We start from the raw sequence: 1,080 nt of genomic DNA, 5'->3' as shown, positions 1-1,080 counted from the left end.
AGGGCCGTCCGGGAATGGGTTGCCGCCCGCAATCAGCTGGCCATAATGTTCGCCGGGCGCTTCGACGCCTGACCGTATCTGAAAACCGCATGGGCCGGATCAGATACACGGAGTTCAGGACACTCCCTCGGCGGGCGCATCAGCGCAAGAGACCCAGACCGCCAGACTGCCGAAATCCCCATCCGCATCGCCGTCATGAATCGCTTCAACGCCCTCGGCACCGCCGAGATCGTTCGCGTGGCCTGAAGCCATCGGGGAAAGGGGCAGTCACGCTTCAAGCCGGAGTTACGCAACAATGCCCCGTCGAGAGCTTCTTCAAATCGCTGAAGGCCGAACTGGTCTGGCGCCGCGACTGGCCCACCCGGCGCGAGGTCGAAATCGCCCTCTTGGAATACATCAACGGCCTCTCACAACCCGCGCCGCAAACACTCGGCACTGGACTGGAAATCACCCGCGGCCTTCGAACAAAGGGCTGCCTAACATGAGCACCTGACCGGAACAGAACCGGGACAGGTCCATAGAGGCACCTGCGCTACCTTGTTCACCGGCAGGAACCGGAACCCCCGTGCGGCTGCCAGATCGCGGGCAGCCTGGAAGCGCTGCTCCGCGTCGGTGATGTCAACGGCAAGCTTTGCCTCCCACGCCTCGATCATCTCGGACCAGACGGCGTCCGCCTTCCGCTGCGCCAGACTGGGACTGTCAGTATGCAGAGCCACCCAGACGAACTTGCGAGGCGCGATCGCCTCGTAACGCGCAGGCACCCGCTTGTAGAGCGACAGCTTGCCTCGGCTACCCCGTGCCTTGATCGCCATGATGCATCACCTCCCGAGCAGGGGACTGTAGCGCATAATGTATGGCAAGATCCGGATTGGACTCCACCGGGCTGCACGAAAATCCTTAATTATCAACGTATGGATATTCTAAACCGGATAATATTTAGCGGAGGAGATGGTCCTGACGTCGAACCTTCTCTTGTGGATGCCGCCCTCATTTGCAAGGAATTTCTGAACCTTAGACATGTGATCGAGTGCGGACTCTTGTCAGGCCTGTTAGCGCGGCCTGATAGATGCCGCTGGCCGA

General features: G+C 60.4%; 1 protein-coding gene and 2 pseudogenes. 2 read left to right on the top strand and 1 reads right to left on the bottom strand.

Annotation, left to right across the window (positions count from 1 at the left end; translation table 11 throughout):
* Nucleotides 1-123 precede the first annotated feature (123 nt).
* A pseudogene (locus H5395_RS18370) lies at nt 124-246 on the top strand (IS5/IS1182 family transposase); the annotation flags it as partial.
* Nucleotides 247-299: 53 nt separating this feature from the next.
* Nucleotides 300-480, top strand: a pseudogene (locus H5395_RS18365) (IS3 family transposase); the annotation flags it as partial.
* On the opposite strand, the gene H5395_RS18360 reads toward H5395_RS18365, so the two are convergent.
* Nucleotides 477-812 (bottom strand): hypothetical protein, encoded by a 336-nt coding sequence (locus H5395_RS18360; protein ID WP_182793983.1) that lies wholly within the window; start codon nt 810-812, stop codon nt 477-479. The pseudogene H5395_RS18365 and the gene H5395_RS18360 overlap by 4 nt on opposite strands.
* Between the last annotated feature and the right edge of the window lie 268 nt (nt 813-1,080).

This window comes from Paracoccus sp. MC1854, assembly GCF_014164635.1.
GTDB lineage: Bacteria > Pseudomonadota > Alphaproteobacteria > Rhodobacterales > Rhodobacteraceae > Paracoccus.
The sequence above is the reverse complement of the archived record's forward strand: the minus strand, read 5'-3'. Positions and strand labels throughout refer to the sequence as shown.